Here is an 18,610-nt window from a genome sequence, read left to right as displayed (position 1 = left end):
GGACGGGTCAGGGGGCCTCCCGGGGGGCCTCCCGGGGGGCCTCCCGGGGGGCCTCCCGGGGGGCCTCCCGGGGGGCCTCCCGGGGGGCCTCGCAGGTCGCCAGCGAGTCCCCCCGGCCCCGCCCGATGGCCTCGACGGCCTCCCGGGCGTCGTGCAGGGTCGTGATCGGCACCACCGTGATGCCCTCGGGCGTGGCGCCGGCGACCTGGTCGCACTCGGCCGCCGGGGCCAGGAACCACCGCGCCCCCGCGGCCCGCGCCCCGAGCACCTTCTGCCGCAGCCCCCCGATCTGCTCGACCGTCCCGTCGGCGTCGATGGCGCCGGTGCCGGCCACGTGCTGCCCGCCGGTCATCGCCCCCGGCGTCAGCAGGTCCACGACGCCCAGGGCGAACATCGTGCCCGCGCTGGGCCCGCCGACGTCGTCGATGGCGATGTCGACCTCGAAGGGGAAGTCGTAGTCGACGTGCGGGGTGATGCCCAGCAGCGTCGTGCCGCCCGCCGACACCGTCCGGGTCGTCACCGTGCGCGGCTGCCCCCCGCGGGTGATGCCCAGGGTCACCTCGGCGCCGCCGGGCAGGGCGCGGACCGCGCCCTGCAGCGCCGCGAAGTCCGCGACCGGCCGCCCGTCCACCGCGGTCACCTCGTCCCCGGCCCGCAGCACGGAGGCGGCCGGGGCGTCGGCGGCGACCTGCTCGACCCGCGTGGTCGTCGTGGCCGGGACCTCGATGCCCAGCTCGGTCAGCGCCGCGACCTTGGCGTTGGTCTGCGAGCTCGTCATCTCGGCCGCGCTCTGGTCGTCGGCCTCCTGCCGGGTCTGCTCGGCGGGGAAGTACAGCGAGCGCGGCACGACGTTGACCGCCGGGTCGGCCCAGTCCACCAGCAGCTCCCCCAGCGTCATCCCGCGGCCCGGGCCGCCGCGCAGCGACACCGTCGTGAGGTCCAGCCGTCCCTCGGTGGGGTACGTCTCGCGGCCCGAGACCGTGATGAGGCCCTCCGCGCCCTGCCCGCCGGACGGGGGCAGGACGTCCGTGACCGGTCCCGGGCTCAGCGCCACGTACGGCACGTGCACGACGCCGAAGACCCCGGTCAGCGCCACGGCGCAGAACGCCGAGGCCGACAGCAGGACCCCCCGCGCGCCCGGGGACCCCGGCGGGCGCCGCGCACCGGGCACCGCGGCGAGCCCGTCGACCGGTCCACCGGGGGGTTCGGGGGCCGGACCGGTGGGCGGGAGGCTCGACACGTCCGGCACTCTACGGTCGCCCGGCGGGCCGTTCGCCCACGGTGAAGTCGGCGCGCGCCGCGGAACGCCGCCCACCCGCCGCTCGTCGGGTGGGCAGCGGGGCGTCATGATGGAGCGACGACCCGCAGGTCGAGGCGAGCGGAGGACACGGTGGGCCAGCGAGACGAGCAGGAACCCGAGGACGGACGCGAGCGTCCCGACGGCGACGACGAGGGCACCGGCCGGCAGGGCGAGGAGGCCGGGGGCCAGCCGGGGTTCCGCCCCTCGGGCACCCCGGGCAAGCGCCCCGAGCCGTCCTCGGGCGGCACCGGGTCGGGCAACCCGCTGGAGGACCTCCTCGGGCCGCTGTTCGGCGGGCAGTTCCCCGGCGGCGGGCAGCTCCCGGGCTTCCCCGGTGGGCTGCCGCAGGGGATCCCCGGTTTCGGCGAGGCCGGTTTCGACCCGGCCGTCATGGGCCAGGTCCTGGCGCAGCTGCAGAAGTTCCTGTCCACGCCCTCGGACGCGCCCGTGAACTGGGACGTGGCCCACGACCTGGCCCGCCAGGCCGCGGCCGGGCAGGGTGACCCGACCCCGCACGCCGTGGACCGCCGCGAGGTCGACGACGCGCTGCGCGTGGCCGACCTGTGGCTCGACGGGGTCACCGACCTCGCGCAGGCCGCGACCTCCCTGGAGGCGTGGAGCCGGGCGGAGTGGGTCGAGAAGACGATGCCCGTGTGGCGCCAGCTCGTCGAGCCCGTCGCCGGCAACGTCGCCGCCGCCATGGGGGACGCCATGGCCGCCCAGGCCCCGCCGGAGCTGGCCGCGATGATCGGCCAGGCCGGGGCGATGCTGCGCCAGGTCGGCGGCGGTGTCTTCGGCATGCAGGTCGGCCAGGCCATCGGCCAGCTCGCCGGCGAGGTCCTCTCAACCACCGACGTCGGGCTCCCGCTGGCCCCGACCGGCCGCGCGGCCCTGCTGCCGGAGAACGTCCGGTCCTTCGCCGACGGCCTGGAGGTGCCGATCGACGAGGTCCGCCGCTACCTGGCGCTGCGCGAGGCCGCCCACCAGCGCCTCTTCGCGCACGTGCCGTGGCTGCGGGCGCACCTGCTGGGTTCGGTGGAGTCGTTCGCGCGCGGCATCTCGGTGGACTCCGACCGGATCGCCGAGGCGGCCCGGCAGGTCGACCCGTCCAACCCGGAGTCGCTGCAGGAGGCCCTGCAGTCGGGGATCTTCGAGCCGGAGAGCACCCCGGCCCAGAAGGCCGCCCTGGCGCGGCTGGAGACGGCCCTGGCCCTGGTCGAGGGCTGGGTCGACCACGTCACCGACGAGGCCGCCAAGAACGTCCTGCCGCACGCCAACGCGCTGCGCGAGACGATGCGCCGCCGCCGCGCGACGGGCGGCCCGGCCGAGCACGCCTTCGCGGTGCTCGTCGGCCTGGAGCTGCGCCCGCGCCGGGCGCGCGAGGCGAGCGCGCTGTGGGAGCTGCTGCTGACTCGCGGCGGGCGCTCGGCCCGCGACGCGGTGTGGGACCACCCGGACCTGCTGCCGGTGGCCGAGGACCTCGACGACGCCGCGGCGTTCGTCGAGCGCCGTCTGGGCGGCGGGGAGCGCAGCGCGCAGGTCCCCGACGACATGGACGCGGCGCTGCGCGAGCTGCTCGACGGCGGCACGGACGGCGGGAGCGGCGACGGTGAGGGCAACGGCGGGGACGGGCCCGGGCGGGGCTGACCCGGTCGGGCTCAGCCGGTCGTCGCGATGACCTCGACGGCCGGCGGGCCCGCGTCGGCGGGCCCGTGCTCGGGGGCGCGGTCCTCGGGCAGGTCGTCGTCGTCGTCCCGGTCGTGGTGGCCGGGGCCCTCGTGGCCCGTGGCGTGGTCGAAGCCGGCCAGGAAGCCGCGGGCCCGCTCGGTCCTGGGGTAGGACTCCAGCAGGCCCCAGAACTGCCGCGAGTGGGTGGGCACCAGCAGGTGCGCCAGCTCGTGCAGGATCACGTAGTCCAGGACCCAGCTCGGCATGCCCTGCAGGCGGCTGGACAGCCGGATGCTGCCGTCGGCGGGGGTGCACGACCCCCAGCGGTGCAGCTGGTTGTCGACCCACGTCACCGACTGCGGCCGCGCCAGGCCGTCGAGGTGGCGGCGGGACAGCTCCCGCGACCGTTCCAGCAGGTCGCTCTCGTGCGGGTTGCGCCGCCGGTCGGCCGCCTCGAGGCGGGTGACCATGCGGTCCACCCACTCCCGCTCCTCGGCCGGGGTGAACCGCGCCGGGATGAGCACGACCGTGCGGTCGCCGTCGCGGTAGGCCGAGACCGTGCGGGTGCGGCGCCGGCTGCGGCGGACGTCGACGGCCGGGGACCGTCCGTCGAGGGGCGCACCGTCCAGGGGCGGGGCGCCGTCGGGGGCAGCCTCCAGCGCCGCTGCACCCTCCTCGTGGGCCCTCACCTCCGGCAGGTTACCCTGCGGCCCCCACGGGGGCGGGGAACCGGTGATCACGGCCCCACGCGTCGCGTCGCGGGGTGGTCCGGGGACGGGTCCGGTGGGTGGGAACGGTGCGGATCGGCTCCCCTGGAGCGCGCCGACGCGCCCGCCGGGGCGGATCAGGGCACGATGCGGAGCGGGACGACGGCCCAGCGACGGGCCGGGGCGGTCCTACCGGACGACGGGAACGAGGAGGGCACCATGGCCGACACCTGGAGCGGCGAGTTCTACTGCGTGAAGTGCAAGGAGAAGCGCGAGGCGGAGGGGCAGGTCGTCGAGACGAACGGCCGCCGCATGGCCAAGGGGACGTGCCCGGTCTGCGGCACGAACCTCAACCGGATCCTCGGCAAGGCGAGCTGACCGGTCACCCGCACCCGGTCGGTGACCCCACGTGGCGGGGTCACCACCGGGCGGGACGGCTGTGGACGACGAGGTCCACGCCGGCGGCACCTGCGGCACAGTGACCGCGTGCCCCGCCCCCCGACCCGCCCCGTCCCCCCTGGCGTGCCCGTGCGGCACCGGTCCGACGGCCTGGTCCAGGTCGGGTCCAGCCCGCGCACCGCGGCCCTGCACGAGACGGCCCCGCCCGCCCTGACCGGCCGGGCCACCGCGGAGGTGTGGGCCTGGAGCGCCTACGACCCCGACGGAGCCGACCCCGCGACCCGCGCCCGGCGGCGGGCCCGCGCGGGCGTGGCGGTCGCCGGCTCCCCCGCCGTCGCCGACGCGCTCCTGGCGGTGCTCGCCGACGCCGGGGTCGGTGAGCTGTCGTGCGACCGGGACGTGCCCGGCACGACCCGTTCCCCGCGCCCGGCCGACGTGCTGGTGCTCGTCCAGGGCCACGTGGCCCACCCCGTGCGCGCCGACGGCGCCCAGGCCGACGGCGTGCCGCACCTGGCGGTGGTGCTGCGCGACACCGACGCCCTCGTGGGGCCGCTGGTGCTGCCGGGCCGCTCGGCGTGCCTGCGGTGCCTGGACCGCTGGACCTGCGACGCCGACCCGCACTGGCCCGAGGCGCGGGAGGCGCTGGCCCGCGCCGCGGCGCGGCCCGTGGACGCCGCGACCGCGCGGGTCGTGGCGGGGCTGGCCGCGCTGCAGGTCCTGGCCCTGGTCGACGGGGCCCGGCCCTCCACGGTCGGGGCGACCCTGGAGCTGCTGCTGCCCGAGGGGCGGGTGCGGCAGCGCTGGTGGCGGCCGCACCCGTCCTGCGGGTGCGTGGACCTGCCGGTCCCCTGAGGGCGGCCGCTCAGACCCCGAGCAGTTCGCGCTCGACGACCTGCTCGGCCCGCTCGGCGCGGGCGGCCAGGACGAGCGCGCGGCGGGCCGCGACCTCGGCCCGCCGCCGGGCCCGCAGGGCGCGGGCGGCGCGGACGCGGGCGGCGTCCCGGTGCAGGGAGAGCGCCCGTTCCCGCAGCAGTTGTTCCTCGACGTACGACATGGTGGCTCCAGTGCTCCTCACGAGTGGGTACCGCCGCCGGCTCAGGCGGCGACGGGGTGCTTGCGCGGACGACCGCGCGGACGCTTGCGGGGGACGACGACCCCGGCGAGCACGAGCTGCCCGCCCCAGACGCCCCACGGTTCGGCGCGTTCGAGAGCGCCTGCGAGGCAGGCGCTCGCGAGCGGGCAGTCCTGGCACAGCGACTTGGCGAGCTCGACGTCGTCGGGTTTCTCGGCGAACCAGAGCTCGGAGTCGAAGCGTCGGCAGGGCAGCGGTTCCGGCGTGTGGCGGCGGGTCACGCCGCTCACCTCCTCGTCTCGTCCGGTGGTGCGGGTGTTCCTCGTGGTGCGGTTCGGGTGGCTCGGTCCGGTCCTGGCGAGCGTGGGCTGGGTGGTCAACTGTTTCTCCGGCGGTGGTGGTTCGGCGTCGAAGAGCCCACGAACGCAAGAAGGCCGCGGACCCGAGGTGTCGGGATCCGCGGCCTGGAGGCTGCCGTTCTAGCGAGCTAGAGCGGTGGGCTCGAAGTCGAGGGTCCCGAGGACGGGATGGAGGTGGCGCCGTAGGCACCCTTGTCGTGGCGCAGCCCGGCGGTGGCGGCCGGGAGCAGACGCACTCCACCCGTGGTCATGGGGCGGGTGGACGCGTGGCTGCGCTCCCACGAGACGCACGGGGACGTCGGCGCGGAGTTCCGGACGCGGGCGGCGGCGACGAGGGCACCGGCGACGACGCCGGTGGTCGCGAAGGTCGCGGTCGTGGTGCTGTCCATCGTTCGGCCCTCCTCCCCTGCGCGTCCGCGCGGTACCTGATCCCGCGCTGTGTGGTGGTTCGACTGTAGGGGTACTCGCGGAGCGAGGACAACGCCTTTTTCCGCGATTCGTGCCCCGGTGTTCTGGTGACGTTCTCAATCAACCCCTGACCCGTTGCCGCGCAACGGATCAGGGGTTTCAGCCGGCGAGGACCTCGAGGACCTCCGCGCCGTACTTCTCCAGCTTGGCCGGGCCGACCCCGGTGATGCGCGACAACGCCGCCGTGCTCGTGGGCATCGCCTCGCAGATCGCCACGAGGGTCGCGTCGGTGAACACCACGTACGCGGGCACCTCGGCGGCCCGGCACGTCGCGCTGCGCCACTCCCGCAACCGCTCGAACACGGCCTCGTCGTAGCTGGCCGGGCAGTCGGCGTGCCGGCGCAGCTTGCGGTCCACCGCCGCGGTCAACGGCGCCCCGCACACCCGGCACGTCATCGGGCCGGTCGACTTCGCCGGCTTCGGCGCCGCCGCGCCGCCGCGCCGGCCCGCGGGCGCCGCCTGCGGGCGGATCGGGTCCAGGAACCGCGACGGCTTGCGCGTGGCCCGCCCGCCGGGGGTGCGGGAGTTCGCCCACGACAGGTGGATCCCCTCCCGGGCCCGCGTGATGCCGACGTACAGCAGCCGGCGCTCCTCCTCCACGTCCTCGGGGGTCTCGGCGAAGGAGATGGGCAGCAGCCCCTCGCTGACCCCGACGAGGAACACCACGTCCCACTCCAGCCCCTTCGCGGCGTGGAACGAGGCCAGCGTGACCCCGTCGACCGTGGGGGCGTGCTGGGCCTGGCTGCGCTCGACGAGCTCCTCGACGAGGTCCGCCAGGGTGGAACCGGGCCGCTTCTGCGCCAACTCGTCGGCCAGGACGACCAGGGCCTGCAGGGACTCCCAGCGCTCGCGGGTCGCCCCGCCCGCGGTGGGCGCCTTCTCGCCCCACCCGGCCGCGCTGAGGACGGCGCGGGTCTCGGTGCCCAGGTCGTGCCCCGGCAGGGCCGACCGGGCCTGCCCGCGCAGCAGCACGATCGCGTCGCGGACCTCCTTGCGGGAGAAGAAGCGCTCCCCGCCCCGCACGACGTAGCCCACGCCGGCGTCGGCCAGCGCCGACTCCAGGGCCTGGGACTGCCCGTTGGTGCGGAACAGGACCGCGATGTCCTTGGCGCTGCGGCCGGCGCGGACCTCCGCGGCGATGCGCGCCGCGACGCCGGTGGCCTCGGCCACGTCGTCGTCGTAGGCGGTGAAGGACGGCGGCGGGCCCGAGGGCCGCTGGGCGATGAGCTCCAGCCGGGCCCGGGCGTGCAGGCCCGTCGCCAGCGACAGCACCGAGTTGGCCAGGCCGACGACCTCCGGGGTGGAGCGGTAGTCGCGCACCAGCCGCACGACGGTGGCCCCCGGGTGGCGGCGGGGGAAGTCGAGCAGGTGCTCGGGGGTCGCCCCCGCGAAGGAGTAGATCGTCTGGCTGGCGTCGCCCACGACGCACAGGTCCTGCCGGCCGCCCAGCCACAGGTCCAGCAGCCGCTGCTGCAGCGGGGAGACGTCCTGGTACTCGTCGACGACGAAGTGCCGGTACTGCTCGCGGACGGTCGCCGCCACGTCCGGGCGCTCGTCGAGGATGCCCGCGGTCAGCAGCAGGACGTCCTCGAAGTCGATGACGGCGCGGTCGGTCTTGACGTCCTCGTAGGTCCGCACGAGGCGGGCCACGGTGGGCAGGTCCAGGCCGCCGGGCTCCCCGCGACCGGCGGCCGTGGCGACCCGCACGTAGTCGTCGGGGTCGACGAGCATGACCTTGGTCCACTCGACCTCGGCCGACAGGTCCCGGATGCGGGCGCGGTCGGCCTGGATCCGCAGCCGGTTGCAGGCGTCGGCGACCAGCGGGGCCTTGTGCTCCACCAGGTTCGGCAGGGTCCCGCCGATGGACTGCGGCCAGAAGAACTGCAGCTGCCGCAGGGCCGCGGCGTGGAAGGTGCGGGCCTGGACGCCGGCGACGCCGAGGTCGCGCAGGCGCGTGCGCATCTCCCCCGCCGCGCGGGCCGTGAACGTCACGGCCAGGACGCGGTTGGGCACGTAGGCCCCCGAGTGCACGCCGTAGGCGATGCGGTGGGTGATGGCGCGGGTCTTGCCCGTCCCGGCGCCGGCGAGCACGCAGACGGGGCCGTCCAGCGTCGTGGCGACCTGGCGCTGCTCGGGGTCGAGGCCGTCCAGGACGGAGTCCGCGTCGGGGCGGGAGAGGTCTGTCGTCGTCATGGCCCCGGCATCTTCTCTCACCGCGGCGCTGACCGGGGCCAGGCGGGGCCCCGTGTGGACGACGGGGCGGGAAGATGCCCGCGGCTCCCGCGGTTGCACGGGGCGTCACCATCCGCGGCAGGACCCAGGAGGAGCAGACGTGTCCACGATCGAGGCCCCGGCGCCGGGCAGCGTCACGATGTTCACGACGACGTGGTGCGGCTACTGCCGCCGTCTGAAGTCGCAGATGGACCGCGAGGGCATCACGTACTCCGAGGTCAACATCGAGGAGGTCCCCGACGCGGCCCAGTACGTGATGCAGGTCAACGGCGGCAACCAGACCGTCCCCACCCTGCTCTTCCCCGACGGCTCCGCGGCGACCAACCCGTCGGTGGCCGAGGTGAAGGCCAAGCTGTCCTGAGCAGCTCCTACCGGCCCACCGGACCGCGCGAGTTCGCGGACCGGTGGGCCGCGTCGTGCCCGCCCGGCGCGCGCGTCGGCGTCGACGGCGCCGTCGACGCCGACACCCTCTGGTACGCCGGCCACCTGGCCGAGGCGCTGCGCGCGCTGGCCCGGCCGGTGCTGGTGGCGGACTGGCGCGGCTTCTGGCGGCCGCGGTCGCTGCGGTACGAGTTCGGCCGCGACGACCCCGACGCCTACTACGACGGCTGGCTCGACGTGCCCGGCGTGTGGCGCGAGCTCCTCGGCCCGCTCGGGGAGCCGTCCGGGCGCCGGTGGGTCCCCTCGCTGTACGACCCGGGTACCGACCGGTCCTCGCGCGCGCCCCGGCAGGAGGCGCCCGACGACGCGGTCCTCGTCCTCGCCGGGTCGTTCCTGCTCAAGGACGACGTGCGGTGGGGCCTGGACGCCGTCGTGCACCTGTCCACGTCCCCGGCCGCCATCCGCCGGCGCGTGCCCGCCCACGACGCCGACCGGGTCGTCGGCGCCTGGGAGCGGTACGTGGCCGAGGACGACCCCGCCGGCACCGCGACGGCGGTGCTGCGCTGCGAGGACCCCCGGCACCCGGCGGAACTGCTGCGGGAGTGAGTCCTCAGACCCAGGGACGGTCCTCGACGGGCAGCGGGCCGCCGTACCAGGCCTCGATGAGGCGGCGGGCGATGGAGACCCCCGGCGGCGGCAGGACCGCGCCGGTCCCCAGCGCCTCGGCCAGCTCCTCGCGGCTGAACCAGCGGGCCAGGGCGATCTCGTCGCCGTCGACCTTGATCTCCGTCGTCACCGCGCGGGCGGCGAAACCCACCATGAGGCTCGCCGGGAACGGCCACGGCTGGCTGCCCAGGTACCGGACGTCCTCGGGGTCGGAGCCGACGACGACGCCGGCCTCCTCGAACGCCTCGCGGCGCACGGTGTCCTCGAAGCACTCCCCCGGCTCGACGAACCCCGCCAGGACCGAGTAGCGGTTGGCGGGCCACACCGGCTGGTGGCCCAGCAGCAGCCGGTCGTCCGGGGAGATCACCGCCATGATGACGGCGGCGTCGGAGCGCGGGAAGTGCTCGCGGCCGCCGGGCTCGGTCTTGACCCAGCCCGAGGAGGCCGCCGTCAGGGGCTCGCCGGTGCGCGGGGAGAACCGCGTGACGGCGTGCCAGTTGCCCATCGCCAGCGCCTCGGTGAACAACCCCGCGTCGCGCGCCGACAGCTGCTCGCCGACCTCGCGCAGCCCCCGCCACTCCTCGCCGCCGGCCGCGCCGTCGGTGACCTCCGGCTCGGCCTCGGTGGAGACGACCGCGACGTGGTGGACGCCGTCCTCCACGCCCAGGTACAGCTGCAGGTCCTCGGGGCCGGGCGCGGGGACCTCGGCCGGGGCCCGCAGCACCAGCCGCGGCCCCTCGGGGGTGCTCACGACGGGGGCGCGGCCGGCGTGGACCTGCAGGACGCGCGTGCCCGCGGACCGCCACAGCTGCTCCAGCCACGTCGGCGACGTCCGGTGCGCACCCGCCCGGTCGACGTGCTGGCGGGACAGCGCGAGGTCGCGCAGCGGAGGGCTCGGGAGCGGCACAGGGGTCACTCCTGCACCCTACGCAGCGCCGTTCGCAATACCGTGGGGGCGTGCCAGCCCGCTCCCCCCGTGTCCTCGCCGCCCTCGCCACCGCCGCCGTGCGGGGGCTGGACGTCGTCGCGGCCGGGCCCGCCGAGTCCGACGGCGCCGACTTCGACGTCGCGCTGGTCGCCGCCGGCGACGGGCAGCGGTACGTCGTGCGGGCCCCCCGCCGGGCCGCGGCGGCCGCCGCGCTCGACGCCGAGGTCGAGCTGCTCAAGGGGCTCGTGGAGCCGCTGCCGTTCGCCGTGCCCGAGGTCGTGGGCACCACGCCCCTGCCCGACGGCGGCCGCTGCGTGGTCCACCCCGAGCTGCCCGGGCACCCCCTGGACCCCGGCGCGCTGCGCCCGGGCCCGGGACTGGCCGCCTCCCTGGGCGCCGGGCTGGCGGCGCTGCACCGCATCGACGGCACCGTCTTCAGCGAGGCCGGGGTCCCCGTCTACGACGCCGAGCAGTACCGGCGGCGGCGGCTGTCGGAGCTGGACCGCGCCGCCGGCACCGGTCACGTCCCGCCCCGGCTGCTGACCCGCTGGGAGGCGCTCATGGAGGACGTCGCGCACTGGCGGTTCGCGGCGACCCCCGTCCACGGGGACCTGGTCGGTGAGCACGTGCGGACCGACGGGTCCCGGCTGACCGGCATCACGGGCTGGGTGGACGCCAAGATCGCCGACCCCGCCGACGACTTCGCCTGGCTCGCCGTGGGCGCCGACCCCGACGCGCTGGAGTCCGTGCTGGAGGCCTACGCGCACGCGCTGCCCGAACCCCCCGACCCGGACCTGCTGCTGCGCGCCCGCCTGGCCGGTGAGCTCGCGCTGGCGCGGTGGCTGCTGCTGGGCCTGCGCATCGAGGACCCCGAGATCGTCGAGGACGCCCGGCGGATGCTCGACGAGCTGGCCACCCACGCCGACGCCCACCCCCTCGGGCCGTGACCGTGCGGCTGCGCCTGGCCTCGGTCAACGCCGCCTCCGGCCGCGACCTGCGCTCGGGCCGGGTCGACACCCCCGCCCTGGTCGCGGCCGTCGCGGCGCTGGACGCCGACGTCGTCGCCGTCCAGGAGGTCGACCACCTGCTGCCGCGCAGCGGCGGGGTCGACCAGACGGCGGAGCTGGCCGCCGGGCTGCGCGCCCACGGCTGGTTCGCCGCCACCGTCCACGGCACCCCCGGCACGCCGCAGGGCGTGCGCGAGGCGCACCGGACGCTGCCGGAGGAGCCGTCGTACGGCATCGCCCTGCTCGTGCGCGGCGCCTTCGACCGGGGGCTGGGCTTCCGGGAGCTGCGGATGCCCGCCGGTCGCGGCCGGCTGCCCGTGCTGGACCCCACCACCGGCCCCCGGCTCGTCCCCGACGAACCGCGCGCCGTCGTCTCCGTCGTCCTGACCACGGCCGCCGGGCCCCTCAGCGTCCTGGGCACCCACCTGTCGTTCAGCCCCTGGCACGCGGGCCGGCAGCTGCGCTCGGTGCGCGGGTTCGCCCGCACCCTGCCCCGCCCGCTGGTGCTGCTCGGCGACCTGAACCTGCCCCCCGGCGTGGTGGGCCGGCTGCTGCCGTGGCGGCCCCTGGTCACGGGGCCGACGTTCCCCGCCCCCTCGCCCAAGCTGCAGCTGGACCACGCGCTGGCCGACGGGCTGCCCGCCGGGGCCCGCGTCGAAGGGCGGATCGAGCAGGTCGGCGGCAGCGACCACCGGGCCGTCGTGGTGGACCTGACGCTGTAGGGAGTCCTGGTGTCCCGGGGGACCGTGCCGTCAGGACACGGGCACCGACCGCACCAGCCGCTCGAGGTCCTCCACCCCGAGCAGGTCGACGGGGCGCACCGTCTCCCCCGTCGAGGCGTAGAAGAACGCCGCGCTGACGTCCTCCAGCGGGACCCCGTGCCAGCGCGACCACGCCAGCCGGTACACCGCCAGCTGCACGTCGCGGGCCCGGGCCTCCTCGCCCCGCGGCGGGCGGCCCGTCTTCCAGTCCACGACGTCCCAGCGGGTCCGGCCGTCGGGCTCGCGGGTGGCGAACACGGCGTCGATGCGCCCGCGCACCACCAGGCCCGCGACGGGCGTCTCCACGGACACCTCCACGAAGGCCGGGTCGCGCGGGGCCCACTCCGAGGCCAGGTACGCGCGCTGCAGGGCCGCCAGCTCGGCGTCGTCGGCCGCGTCCTCGTCCGCCGAGCCGGGCAGGTCCACCAGGTCCAGCAACGACGTGGCCGTGAACCGCTGCTCCAGCCAGGCGTGGAACGCCGTGCCGCGCCGGGTCGCCGGGCGCGGCTCCAGCGGCACCGGCCGGCGCAGCTGCAGGGCCAGGGCGTCGGGGTCCTGGGCCAGGGCCACCAGGCGCGAGGCCGACAGGTGCGCCGGCAGCAGGACCCCGGGCACCTGGTGGGCCGCGGCGCGCTCGGCGAGCAGCAGCTCCGTCTGCTCGGCCCAGGCGCGGGTCTCCTCGTCCGGGTCGGTGGCGCTCACCCGCCCCGCCAGCGCGGCGCGGACCAGCGCGGCCCCGGTCTCGACCTCGGCGCGGCGCGCCGCCAGCGGGTCCACGGGCCACACGACGCGCTGCGGGTCCGCCGTGCGCGGGTTCACCGCGTCGGGCGCGGGCGGGGCGGCCGGCGGCAGGGACACCAGCCCCGGGACCGACCCCGCGGGGGCCTCCAGCACCTCCCGCAGGAACCGCGACGGCTCACGGGGCTTGGTCCCGGCGTCCCAGTGGGCCCCCGACAGCAGCAGCTCCTCCTTGGCGCGCGTGAAGGCGACGTAGGCCAGGCGGCGCTCCTCGGCGAGCTGGTGGTCCCCGCAGGCGGCGAGGAACGCCTCGCGCGCGACGTCGAGCTCCTTCTGCGTCGCGGCGGAGAAGAGGGCGAACTCGGGCAGGCCGGCGCGGTCCCCGCGCAGCGGGTACGGCAGCACCCCCAGGGAGCTCGTGCCGCCCAGCCACCCCGGCGCGGTGTCCCCGGCCGACGGGAAGTTCCCCTCCACCAGGCCGGGCACCGCGACGACGTCCCACTCCAGGCCCTTGCTGGCGTGGACGGTCAGCAGCTGCACGGCGTCGCGGGAGACGTCGGCCGCCCCCTGCTCCAGCCCGCGCTCACGCACCTCGGCGGCCTCCAGCCACGCCAGGAACCCCCCGAGGCCGGGGCGCTGCGAGCTGGCCGAGAACGACGCCGCGGCGTCGGCGAGCGCGTCGAGGTTGCCTCGCTCGAACGACGGGGAGCTGCCCGGGCGGGCCGCGACCTCGACGTCGAGCAGCAGCGCGCGCTCGACCTCCCCGACGAGGTCGGCGACGGGCAGGTGGGTGCGGGTGCGCAGCCGCCGCAGCGTCGCCGCCAGCCGGGACAGCCGGCGGTGGGCCTGCGGGGACAGGCCCCGGCCGTCCGGGCCGCGCCACGACGGCGGGGGCAGCTCGTCGAGCGCCTCGACGAGGCTGACGGCCTCGACCTCGTCGAGCAGGACGACGACGTCGACCGGGTCGACCTCGGACCCGGACCGGTGGGCGCGCTGACGCTGCAGCTGCCGGGCCCACGCCCCCAGCGCCGCGAGGTCGCGGGCGCCCAGGCGCCAGCGGGCTCCCGTGACCAGCCGCGCGAGGTGGTTCCCGCGGGCGGGGTCGTGCAGGACGTGCAGGGTCGCGACGACGTCGGCGACCTCGGGGGTGGACAGCAGGCCCCCCAGGCCCACGACCTCCACGGGCAGCCCGGCGTCGCGCAGCGCCCGCTGCAGGACGACGAACTGCGAGCGCTTGCGGCACAGCACGGCCGCCGTCCGGCGGGGGCGGGGGTCGGCGCCGGGGACCCGGCGCTGGACGGCGAGGCGCTCGGAGTCGGCGCGCCACACCTCCGCCAGCCGCGCGGCGACCTCAGCGGCCTCCTCCTCCACGGTGGAGGCGAAGGCCGTCCGGACCCGGCCGGTGCCCGCGCCCGGCCGGGCGCGCAGGACCGCGACGGTGCCGGGGTCCAGGGGCTCGTTGAGGGGGGCGGCGACGACGTTGGCGGCCGCGAGGACCGCTTCGTCGTTGCGCCAGCTCGTCGCCAGCGGCAGCTGCCGGGCCGGGGTGCCGTCGGTGCGGCGGAAGTGCGCCGGGAAGCGCGCGAGGTTGCCGGCGCTGGCCCCGCGCCAGCCGTAGATCGACTGGTGCGGGTCGCCGACGGCGGTCACCGGGTGGCCCTCGCCGAAGAGGGCGCGCAGCAGCGCCAGCTGCGCGTAGCTGGTGTCCTGGTACTCGTCGAGCAGCACGACCCGGTGCCGGGCCCGCTCGGTGGCCGCGACGGCGGGCACCTCCCGGGCCAGCCGGGCCGCGAGCATCACCTGGTCGCCGAAGTCGAGCTGGGCGGCGTCGCGCTTGCGGCGCTGGTACTCCCGCAGCAGCGGGACCACCTGCTCGCGGGCCCGCTGGACGCCCAGGAAGGCGGCGACCTTGGCGAAGGGCTCCCCCGGCACCCCCGCCCCGAGCTTCGCGACGCTCCGGTCGTCCTTGGGCAGCCTGCGCACGTGGGCCTCGACGGCGTCGACGAAGGCGACGAGCTCGTCGGCGTCGACGAGGTGCTCGGCGCACTCGCCCGCGAGCTGCAGGAGCGCCGCGGCCAGCGTGGCGGGGGCCGCGTCGACGCCGGGCAGGTCCCCCCGCCAGGTCTCGACGACGTCGGCGGCCAGCTGCCAGGCCCCGGCGTCGGACAGCACGGCCGACTGCGGCTCGATCCCCAGCCGCAGGCCGTGGTCGGCCACGAGCGAGGCCGCGTAGGCGTGGTAGGTCGAGACGACGGGTTCGCCCTCGCCGAGGTCCCCGCCGGGCCCGTCGTCGGCGGCCGGGCCGAGCCCGTGCGCGCGCAGCGACCGCAGCCGGCGGCGGACGCGCTCGGCCAGCTCACCGGCGGCCTTGCGGGTGAAGGTCAGGCCCAGCACGTCCTCGGGCACGACGAGGCCGTTGGCGACGAGCCACACCACGCGCGAGGACATGGTCTCGGTCTTGCCCGACCCGGCGCCGGCGACGACGAGCAGCGTCTCGACGGGGGCCTCGATGACGGCGACCTGCTCGGGGGTGGGGGCCGGGCGCCCCAGCCGGGCGGCGATCTCCAGCGCGGACGGCATCAGCGGCCCTCCTCCTGCACGACACTGCGCCCGGCGTCGTGGGCCGGGCAGGAGCTGAGGACCGGGCAGTGGGCGCAGTGCGGCCCCACGACGGCTTCGAAGGTGCCCGCGGCCATCCCCTCGGCGGTGCGTTCGACGAGGTCGCGCGCCCAGTGCGGGTCCTCGTCCTCGGCGAGCGCCGGCTGGCGCTGCTGGGGCGCCTTCTTCTGCGTCCCGCCGAGCTGGACGAGGGCCGCGCCGCCGGAGCCGGCGGGGCCGAAGGCGCCCTCCTCGGCCGCGAGCTGGTAGACGCCGAGCTGCGGCAGGCGGGCGACCTCGGCCTTCGTCGGCTGGGTCCCGCCCGTCTTGAGGTCGACGACGACGGCCCGGCCCTCGGCGTCGCGCTCGAGCCGGTCCACGCGGCCGCGGATGCGGGCCCGGCCGACGAGCACGTCGACGTCGAGCTCCACGCCCTGCAGGGTCCGGCCCTCGCGGCGGGCCTCGCGGTAGTAGTCGGCGAGCTTGTCGAGCATCCGCTCCGCGCGCGCCCGGGCGGTCGCGCCGACCCAGCCCTCGGGCAGCCCGAGGGTGGGCCACAGCTGGTCCAGGCGCCGCCGCAGCTCGGCGGCGTCCGCGTCGGGGGCCTCGGAGGCGATGCGGTGCACCAGGTTGCCGATGGACTGGCTCGTCGAGTCCGCGGTCCGGGCCCCGGAGGTGTCCATCAGCCAGCGCAACCCGCAGCGCTCGAAGCCCTCCACCCGCGAGGGGGAGACGGGGACCTCGTCGTGGGGTGCGCGCAGGGGGCCGGGGTCGGTGACGTCGTCCACGCCGTACCAGTCGGCCGGGTCCGCCCCGGGGACCCCGGCGCGGGCCAGCTCCGCCAGCCGCGCCGCGGCCGAGGCCCGGCGCTCGGGGGTCTCGGCCGCCTCGGGGGCGCACACGACCTGCCGCAGCCGCGCCACGAGGGCCGTCAGCGACACGGCGCGGGGCACGGTGGCGACGGGACGCTCGTCGTCGTCCGCGTCGGCGAGCCCGGCGGCGTCGGCGACGAGGCCGACGAACACCGACGGGCGCTCGTCCTCGGTGCGGACGGCGGTGACCACGAGCTCGTCGCGGGCGCGGGACACCCCGACGTGGAACAGGCGCAGCTCGTCCTCGAGGACGGCGCGGCGGGCGCCGGCCCCCAGGGTGCCGCGGCCCTCCGCGACGTCGACGAGGTCCTGGGCGCCCAGCAGCGAACCGCGCAGCCGCAGGTCGGGCCAGACGCCCTCCTGGACCCCGGCGACCACGACGAGGTCCCACTCGCGCCCGACGGCGCCCTGCGGCGTGGTCAGCGTGACCGCCCCGGCGTCGGGGGCGCGGTCGGCGAGGGTGTCCGAGGGCACCTCGGCGGCGAGCAGCTCCTGCAGGAAGCGCTCGGCGCTGCCGCTGCCGGGGAAGCGGTCGACGAAGCGGCCGGCGGCCTCGAACAGGGCCAGGACCGCGTCGAGGTCGCGGTCGGCGCGCGCGGCGTCGACGCCCTCCTGGGAGGGGCCCGCGAGGGCCGAGCGCTGCCAGCGCTCGGCCAGCCCGGTGGCGTCCCACACCGCCCACAGGACGGTCTCGGCGCTCGCGTCGGGGTCGCGCGCGGCGCGACGGCCGGCGCGCAGGACGTCGGCGACCCGGAGGGCGGGCGCCAGGGCCGGGTCCGCGCCGTCGGGGTCGTCCAGCAGGGCCAGGTCGCCGCCGGCGCCGGGGTGGGCGTCGGGGTCGGCCAGCACCTGCGCGAGGGCGCCGGTGAGGACGACGTCGCTGCTGCGGCCGCCGCCGGCCAGCAGCTCGCGGCGGCGCAGCGACTGCCGCAGCCGGCGGACGGCGACAACGTCGGCACCCCCCACGGGGGATGTCACGAGGTCGTGGGCGACGGCGTCGGTGAGGCCGGAGGGGTCGAGCACGACCCCGAGGGCGGCGAGCAGGGGCCGGACGGCGGGCTCGTCGCGCACCGGGACCTCGGCCAGCGGGACGGCCAGCGGGACACCGGCCTGGGTGAGCCCGCGGCGCAGGGCGGCGGTGTGCCCGGCGGAACGGACGACGACGGCCATCCGCGACCAGGGCACCCCGTCGAGCAGGTGGCGGCGGCGCAGCCGCTGGGCGACCCAGGCGGCCTCCTGGGTCGGCGACCCGAGCACGGCGACCTCCACGAGCCCGTCCTCCTCGCGGCGGGGACCGGCCGCGCGCTGGGCGGCACCCCCCAGGGCGCCCACGCGGGTCGAGACGGCGCGGGTGACCCGGTGCAGCGCGCGGCGCTGGCGGTGGTCGGTGCCGAGGACGACGGTGCGCGCGGGGGTGCCCCGCACCGCGAACCGGTCGGCCAGGCCGGCGGCCGTGCGGGCGTCGGCGCCGCGGAACCCCTGGGTGACGGAGTCGGGGTCGGCGGTCAGGACGAGGTCGCGCCCGCCCGCGACGGCCTCCAGCAGCCGGAACGCGGCCTCGGAGAGGTCGTGGGCGTCGTCGACGGCGACGAGGTCCCAGCGGTCGCGCTCCTCCCGCAGCAGCTCGGGGGCCACCGACAGCGCGTTGACGGCCTCGTCGACGACGGCCGCCGGGTCGTAGGCCCCGGCCCGGCCCAGGGCGTTGACCTGCAGGTACTCCTCCAGCACCGCGGCGGCGGTCACCCACTCGGGGCGGTCCTCCCGGCGCCCCAGGGCGAGCAGGTCGTCGGGGCGCAGGCCCCGCTCGACGGCGCGCATCAGCAGGTCGCGCAGCTCGTTGCGGAAGCTGCGCAGGGTCCAGGAGTCGCGGGGGACGCCGGCGGGCCAGACCGGGGCGAGCAGCGCACCGGCGGACGCGGGGTCGTCCTCGGGGTCGTCCTCGGGGTCGTCCTCGGGACCGTCCGCGGGGTCGAGGGGCGGCAGGTCGTCGGCCTCCGCGGCCGCGTCCAGGTGGCCGCGCAGCAGCTCGGCGAGGATGGTGTCCTGCTCGGCGCCGGAGATCAGCCGGGGCGGCGGGGCCCCCTCCAGGACGTGGACGCGGCGCAGCACGCCGAAGGCGTACGACTGCGGCGTCCGCGCCGCCGGCTGACCCGTCGTGCGGCGCAGGCGGTCGGACAGCTCGTCGCGCAGCAGGTCGGCCGCCCGGCGGGTGGGGGCCAGCACGAGGACGCGGTCGGGGGCCAGGCCGTCGCGCTCGACGCGGGTGGCGACCAGCTCGCGCAGGGTGTGCGTCCGGCCGCTGCCGGGGGCGCCGAGGACGACCAGCGGGCCGCTGCCGGGGCGCGTGGCGAGGACGTCGTCCTGCCGCGGGTCCGGGTGCGGGGCCGGGCGCGCGGACTCCCCCGCGCGACGCAGGCGCGGCACCGGGAGGCGGCGCGGCGGTTCACCCGCCCC

16 protein-coding genes are annotated in these 18,610 nt (G+C 77.5%); 7 read left to right on the top strand and 9 right to left on the bottom strand.

The window, feature by feature from the left end; translation table 11 throughout:
* Positions 1-7: 7 nt before the first annotated feature.
* Positions 8-1,240 carry a PDZ domain-containing protein gene (locus BJ968_RS26915; protein WP_179754181.1) on the bottom strand — a complete coding sequence of 411 codons (1,233 nt, stop codon included), beginning with the start codon at positions 1,238-1,240 and terminating at the stop codon, positions 8-10.
* A 150-nt stretch (positions 1,241-1,390) separates the two neighbouring features.
* Here BJ968_RS26915 and BJ968_RS18055 point away from each other — a divergent pair, with 150 nt between their 5' ends.
* Positions 1,391-2,947, top strand: coding sequence for a zinc-dependent metalloprotease (locus BJ968_RS18055; protein ID WP_179754179.1), 1,557 nt, complete (start codon positions 1,391-1,393; stop codon positions 2,945-2,947).
* Between the two features lie 11 nt (positions 2,948-2,958).
* On the opposite strand, the gene BJ968_RS18050 is transcribed toward BJ968_RS18055, so the two are convergent.
* Positions 2,959-3,657: a M48 metallopeptidase family protein gene (locus tag BJ968_RS18050; protein WP_179754177.1), complete on the bottom strand. Its 699-nt coding sequence runs from the start codon at positions 3,655-3,657 to the stop codon at positions 2,959-2,961.
* A 237-nt stretch (positions 3,658-3,894) separates the two neighbouring features.
* Between BJ968_RS18050 and BJ968_RS18045 the strand changes: the two genes are divergently transcribed.
* Together BJ968_RS18045 and BJ968_RS26910 are read left to right on the top strand one after the other, a co-directional pair.
* Positions 3,895-4,053, top strand: a complete 159-nt coding sequence (locus BJ968_RS18045; protein WP_179754175.1) for a DUF5679 domain-containing protein — start codon at positions 3,895-3,897, stop codon at positions 4,051-4,053.
* Between the two features lie 108 nt (positions 4,054-4,161).
* The gene (locus BJ968_RS26910; RefSeq protein WP_179754173.1) at positions 4,162-4,926 is read left to right on the top strand and encodes a TOMM precursor leader peptide-binding protein; all 765 of its coding nucleotides are present in this window, start codon (positions 4,162-4,164) and stop codon (positions 4,924-4,926) included.
* 10 nt (positions 4,927-4,936) lie between these two features.
* Here the strand turns inward: BJ968_RS26910 and BJ968_RS18035 are convergent, their stop codons facing one another.
* From BJ968_RS18035 to BJ968_RS18020, 4 genes are all read right to left on the bottom strand, one after another.
* Positions 4,937-5,128, bottom strand: coding sequence for a hypothetical protein (locus BJ968_RS18035; protein ID WP_179754172.1), 192 nt, complete (start codon positions 5,126-5,128; stop codon positions 4,937-4,939).
* 41 nt (positions 5,129-5,169) lie between these two features.
* Positions 5,170-5,436, bottom strand: a complete 267-nt coding sequence (locus tag BJ968_RS18030; protein ID WP_179754169.1) for a WhiB family transcriptional regulator — start codon at positions 5,434-5,436, stop codon at positions 5,170-5,172.
* A 197-nt stretch (positions 5,437-5,633) separates the two neighbouring features.
* Entirely contained in the window at positions 5,634-5,894 is a 261-nt protein-coding gene (locus BJ968_RS18025) for a hypothetical protein (RefSeq protein ID WP_179754168.1), read from the bottom strand.
* 178 nt (positions 5,895-6,072) lie between these two features.
* Complete coding sequence (locus BJ968_RS18020; protein ID WP_179754166.1) at positions 6,073-8,166, bottom strand: ATP-dependent DNA helicase UvrD2; 2,094 nt, start codon at positions 8,164-8,166, stop codon at positions 6,073-6,075.
* Between the two features lie 178 nt (positions 8,167-8,344).
* Here BJ968_RS18020 and BJ968_RS18015 point away from each other — a divergent pair, with 178 nt between their 5' ends.
* Both BJ968_RS18015 and BJ968_RS18010 read left to right on the top strand, forming a co-directional pair.
* Positions 8,345-8,566: a mycoredoxin gene (locus tag BJ968_RS18015; protein WP_179756968.1), complete on the top strand. Its 222-nt coding sequence runs from the start codon at positions 8,345-8,347 to the stop codon at positions 8,564-8,566.
* A gap of 158 nt (positions 8,567-8,724) precedes the next feature.
* On the top strand, positions 8,725-9,192 hold the full coding sequence (locus tag BJ968_RS18010; protein ID WP_218885154.1) for a nucleoside/nucleotide kinase family protein: 468 nt from the start codon (positions 8,725-8,727) through the stop codon (positions 9,190-9,192).
* 4 nt (positions 9,193-9,196) lie between these two features.
* On the opposite strand, the gene nudC is transcribed toward BJ968_RS18010, so the two are convergent.
* Positions 9,197-10,159 (bottom strand): NAD(+) diphosphatase, encoded by a 963-nt coding sequence (gene nudC, locus BJ968_RS18005; RefSeq protein ID WP_179754163.1) that lies wholly within the window; start codon positions 10,157-10,159, stop codon positions 9,197-9,199.
* A 50-nt stretch (positions 10,160-10,209) separates the two neighbouring features.
* Here nudC and BJ968_RS18000 point away from each other — a divergent pair, with 50 nt between their 5' ends.
* Positions 10,210-11,127 carry a phosphotransferase gene (locus BJ968_RS18000; protein WP_343078106.1) on the top strand — a complete coding sequence of 306 codons (918 nt, stop codon included), beginning with the start codon at positions 10,210-10,212 and terminating at the stop codon, positions 11,125-11,127.
* Positions 11,124-11,909 (top strand): endonuclease/exonuclease/phosphatase family protein, encoded by a 786-nt coding sequence (locus BJ968_RS17995; protein ID WP_218885153.1) that lies wholly within the window; start codon positions 11,124-11,126, stop codon positions 11,907-11,909. Before BJ968_RS18000 ends, BJ968_RS17995 begins: the two co-directional genes overlap by 4 nt.
* A 30-nt stretch (positions 11,910-11,939) precedes the next feature.
* On the opposite strand, the gene BJ968_RS17990 is transcribed toward BJ968_RS17995, so the two are convergent.
* Together BJ968_RS17990 and BJ968_RS17985 are read right to left on the bottom strand one after the other, a co-directional pair.
* Positions 11,940-15,266, bottom strand: coding sequence for an ATP-dependent helicase (locus BJ968_RS17990; protein WP_179754160.1), 3,327 nt, complete (start codon positions 15,264-15,266; stop codon positions 11,940-11,942).
* The gene (locus tag BJ968_RS17985) at positions 15,266-18,580 is read right to left on the bottom strand and encodes a PD-(D/E)XK nuclease family protein (protein ID WP_218885152.1); all 3,315 of its coding nucleotides are present in this window, start codon (positions 18,578-18,580) and stop codon (positions 15,266-15,268) included. The genes BJ968_RS17990 and BJ968_RS17985 overlap by 1 nt, the downstream gene beginning before the upstream one ends.
* Positions 18,581-18,610 lie beyond the last annotated feature (30 nt).

Source organism: Kineococcus aurantiacus (genome assembly GCF_013409345.1).
GTDB lineage: Bacteria > Actinomycetota > Actinomycetes > Actinomycetales > Kineococcaceae > Kineococcus > Kineococcus aurantiacus.
Note: the sequence above shows the minus strand (reverse complement) of the source record. Positions and strands in the feature narration are given on the sequence as shown.